This window comes from Bacteroides sp. ET489 (genome assembly GCF_030518095.1).
GTDB classification, from domain to species: Bacteria; Bacteroidota; Bacteroidia; order Bacteroidales; family Bacteroidaceae; genus Bacteroides; species Bacteroides ndongoniae.
Genome location: NZ_JAULLJ010000082.1, coordinates 1 through 4,393, shown reverse-complemented (window position 1 = coordinate 4,393; position 4,393 = coordinate 1). Strand labels below are relative to the sequence as shown.

Sequence of the window (4,393 nt, the reverse complement as noted above, 5' to 3'; positions counted from 1 at the left end):
CAAATGCAAACAATCATTCCGGGCACCCACTTCCCGATCCTTTCATAATTCAAAAGGATAATTCAATCCAAGCGCGCTGCGTACCCTCTTTTTGGCAGCCTTTCCAAGCCACCAAGTACGTGCATTCATCTGTTTGCGCACCTGTTCAGTCCGTTTAGGACTGGTGACCGGAACTTCGTCCGCATAGCGGATACTTGCAATGAAGCGAGACAGATAAACTTCCTCATCCTCGCTACCTTCTTCAGTCAGCAACATCTTCATCATGCCTATAGGATGACCCTGCTTATGAAGGTTGACGCTGACACAAATCGGATATTTGTCCTTGTACTCAAACCCTTCCGGCAGCTGCATCCGGCAAACGACCACCGTATCGGCACCGCAACGGTACACTTCCCTGCCTCGGGTGAACATCCTGACATAACGGCCCGTATCCACCGCAAGCCCCTTGTCCAGCGGATTCTCTCCCAACGAAGCTTTCAATTCCTCATACACTCTGTCTCGACCCCATTTATTGAAATAAGGATACAGCAACAGACAGTTCTCGTCCTCGGAAACCAAGGATACTGCATACTGCCAAAACGTTCCTTTCCCCGTATAAAGAGTAAGAGGATAAGTCTCTTTTGACAATACTTTAAATCCTTCTGGTTTCGTCACCTCAATGCCATACAACTTTTCAACCTGAAAACTGTACAGGTCAAAAATGCGTTTCTGACTCCATCCGCTTATACTGCAAAGCAGAACGACCAACAGCATCATAAAAGCATGTTTCATAAAGGTGCGTCAAAATGAAAAAGTATAATCTTTATGTAATGTCATCCTGAACAAAGTGAAGGATCTGAATGCCCGAGCATCCTTTTTTTGAGATTCTTCGCTTTGTTCAAACTATACCTAAATAATAAGAGCTATCTTGAGCGAAGATAATGAAAAAATACGAGTCTTTCTCTAATTTAATACGCTCTTCAAAGTTCACAAAAGATCATTTTTTACTAAAAATTTCAACGGCCTTTTGTTCAATACTATCAAACGAACTTGCCTGTGCCTTCTTCCAATCGAGTATCTCCACCCGAATAACAACACCAAATTCGTCTTTCACCCGTTGCTCTATCTCCGCTACACGCACTTTCTTTTCCTCAAGATACCAAGTCAGATAAAGCAACAGGCTCGTCACTTTTTATCTGCTGGCAACTCCTTTTCGGAAAATTTCAAATTTAAGGGCGTCCTTTCTCTTCCTTCGCAAATAGCGATCATCTCCAGCGCCATATCTTCCGCGTCCGTCACACCAATTTTACTTTTAAATTCCTCATAAGCAGTCCTCATATTGTCCAAATCCTGCACCTCCTTTGTTATTTTCAATTTGGCATCCCAAGCATTTCGTTCCTCCACCGTTGTACAACTGAAATAAGCTTTCTGCTCATCTGCCGAAAGCTCATTCACACTTTTGACACTTTTCTCAAGATAATTCTGAAAGACCCTTTGATAGTTCAAAAAAGCTGTTGTCTGTGCGATGGAATCAACCCTTTCCCGTTCGCTGTCTGTCAGTTTTGTATATGCAGGCAACTGGCTTCTGTCCTTTACTGCCCTATTTTCACTTATTTTTTCAACAATTCCATTTTGCCCTTCCACATTGTTACAGGCAAATAATAGAAAAGATAACCCACAAAGAGCAACAAGTTTCAATGTAATTCTACTCATAGTTGTACATTTTAAATATTCGACAAATAAGCTTCCGCTTCGTTATTTAAGTTGATGTCTCAAAGTTCACCAAACCAATTCTGATAACCAAGGCATCGACTGTGCAAAAACTGTGCATTTTGTTTCGCCGCCATACTCAATGCAAAAAATATTTCATTTTTCAAACAGCACCAGAGAACCTATCGGATCATATACAAATTTACCGCCCTTATGAGCAACGGCTACAGAATTAAAAGTTTTTCCTTTATATTCCCATTGTAACTCTATAAGTTCCATTCCTATTTTAAGTTCTTTAGTCAACTGCTGTTGAATCAGATCATATGTATCCTTCTGTCGCACGGAGCGCTCCTTTTCCCTACCCTCCTTCAGAGGTAGTATTTCGTAACGGGTTCCGGTTTCATCCAGATAAAACACTCCTTTCGTATCATCAGCAAACGTTCGTTTCAGATAATCATCCAACTGCTGCTGCGAGCTAATTTCACCCAGTTCTTTGTAACCCATCAGTTTTAGGTCTTTCATGCTTTTCTCTGCACATTCTTTCACAAATTCTATTTGTTCCTTCCACGTCGATAACACCTTTCCCTCACAAGGATCCGTTATCGTTTTCTGAGCATTCAGATTACACACAGAAAACAAGAAACTCACTACCAATAAAAAACTTCTTACTTTCATCATAATAATACACTTTACTATTTTACACTATTGTTTTACATTTAAGTTTACAAAGCCTTTTTATTAGGTGACAAGGCTTCAGCCAACAAGCTAATAAGGTCCCAAATACCCTATTTTATAAAGTACCGCCCGAAACGGCTCGCTACAAACGCCTTGTCAACTCGTCAACTTGTCCACTGCAGATTAAGTTTGCGAATTGAAAATCGACGAAGTCAAGGTTGGATTAAGTTCATATCTCAAAGTTCACCAAATCAATTCAAATCATCAAGAAATCGAGCGTGCAAAAACGTGCAAACTCCGTAAATACACAATTTTCCTAATCAGAGAGAGTTAACAAGCACGCTTAACCACGCAGATGCAAGCAGTTCATTCCGGGCAATGCCGTTCGAACGTATCTCTGAACATACCTACAGGAAAGATGAAGTCAAGCGAACCGCGTATCTTATCCTTATCAGCCTGATCCAACCGACGGATGCGCGAGTCTATCCGTTTACGTAGCTTTTTGATCTTCTTTAGACTGGGAAGCGCCGGCGCTTCGTCCGAATAGCGCATGCTTCCAAGGAAACGTTTCAGATAGTCGTCCGCATGTTTGCAGCCTTCTTCGGTCAGTACCATCTTCATGATGCCCGAAGCATGACCGCTCTTCCTGATAAGGATTCCAACATAAGCCGAATACTTTTCCTTGTATTCGAATCCTTTCGGCAGTTTTATCCTATAAACTGTCAGCGTATCGGCATTGCAACAGTCCACCAGTTCTCCCTGAGTAAATATTTTCACATAACGGGCCGTGTCCAAAGGAATCGTAATATCCCACGTATCCATCCCCAACGAAGCCTTCAAGTCACTATATGCATTTCCTTTTATGCCCGGCCAATAATTGAAGAATGGATACAGCAATAGACAATTCTTATCCTCGGAAACCAAAGAAACAGGATAAACAAAACCTCCATTTTCTCCCACATAAAATTGAATGGGATAAGAATCTTCAACCAACTCTTCGAATCCATCAGGTCTCGTCACCTTAATGTCATACATCTTTTCAACCACATGGCTGTACACGTCAAAGACGTATTTCTGCCCCCATCCGCTTGCACTGCAAAGCAGAACGACCATCATAACAAAAGCATGTCTCATAAATATTATTTTTAAGTTCGTATTTCAAAATTCCGGGAAAAGTAAGGGACAACCAACAAATCGACTGTGCAAAAACTGTGCATTTGGCGTTGAGCGGGAAGAAAAACTGTGCAAAAAACTGTGCACGGAGTATGCAAGAGGCTTATAATGAGAGAATAAACTTATCCCACTCTTTAGCTTCCGAACCGTTTTGGAAAAACTTGGCACAAAGCCTCCGCCGAAGGGAACTGACGCCTTCGGGCGAAAGAAACAACAGAGCGGCAATCTCTTTGTTTTTAAACCGAGCCTTAATGAGCAGGCAGGCACGCCATTCTTTTTCCTTCAACTGCCCTAAGCGACCCAGCTTTTGAGTAAACCCGTCGAAGGAGCCATCGAGCTGTTCGGCAAACCGGCTCCACTCGGCAGAAGTGACGGCCTGCCCGGTTGTCAACTTCTGCCTGAACAAGGCATAGATTTCCGACTGGGAAAACAGGTCCTGATCCAACAAACGCTTGTTTTGCTCCAATTCCACCTGCCAGTTCATGTGGGACAGAATGTCGATTTGCTGCTGCAGCTGCTCGCATTGCAAGCTGCTGCCCTGCAACTGAGTGTTCAGCTCTTGGATGCGGTTTTCCAACCGATGAATATGTTCGCGATTGTCTTCTACAAACTGCCGGCTGTTGCGATAGGCCTCGGCCTGCAACTGCTCGGCCACCTGCAGACGCAGACGCATGACCTTGCGCCGATGCAAATAATAGAGTGTACCGCCACACGCAAACAGGACAAACACCACCAAGATGGCGACATTCATCTGACGCTGACGCAGGTTCTGAAGCTTCAAACGCTGGTTCTCCTGCTCGCGAAGCTGGTAATTGTAATGTGAATGAGCGCTTCGGACTTCATCCGTTTTAGTCAA

The 4,393-nt window shown here is 43.2% G+C and carries 6 protein-coding genes; all 6 read right to left on the bottom strand.

Translation table 11 applies throughout. From position 1 onward, the window contains the following. Positions 1-42 precede the first annotated feature (42 nt). Positions 43-771 (bottom strand): hypothetical protein, encoded by a 729-nt coding sequence (locus tag Q3C19_RS17925; protein WP_302731177.1) that lies wholly within the window; start codon positions 769-771, stop codon positions 43-45. 205 nt (positions 772-976) lie between these two features. After that, entirely contained in the window at positions 977-1,156 is a 180-nt protein-coding gene (locus tag Q3C19_RS17920; RefSeq protein WP_022161862.1) for a hypothetical protein, read from the bottom strand. Positions 1,157-1,164: 8 nt separating this feature from the next. Then, complete coding sequence (locus Q3C19_RS17915) at positions 1,165-1,692, bottom strand: hypothetical protein (protein WP_277120435.1); 528 nt, start codon at positions 1,690-1,692, stop codon at positions 1,165-1,167. A 153-nt stretch (positions 1,693-1,845) separates the two neighbouring features. Further along, positions 1,846-2,367, bottom strand: coding sequence for a hypothetical protein (locus Q3C19_RS17910; protein WP_302731175.1), 522 nt, complete (start codon positions 2,365-2,367; stop codon positions 1,846-1,848). A 363-nt stretch (positions 2,368-2,730) separates the two neighbouring features. Beyond that, positions 2,731-3,498, bottom strand: a complete 768-nt coding sequence (locus Q3C19_RS17905; protein WP_302731174.1) for a hypothetical protein — start codon at positions 3,496-3,498, stop codon at positions 2,731-2,733. 142 nt (positions 3,499-3,640) lie between these two features. Then, positions 3,641-4,393, bottom strand: a 753-nt coding sequence (locus tag Q3C19_RS17900) for a helix-turn-helix transcriptional regulator (RefSeq protein WP_368045247.1), incomplete at its 5' end; no start/stop codon positions are given.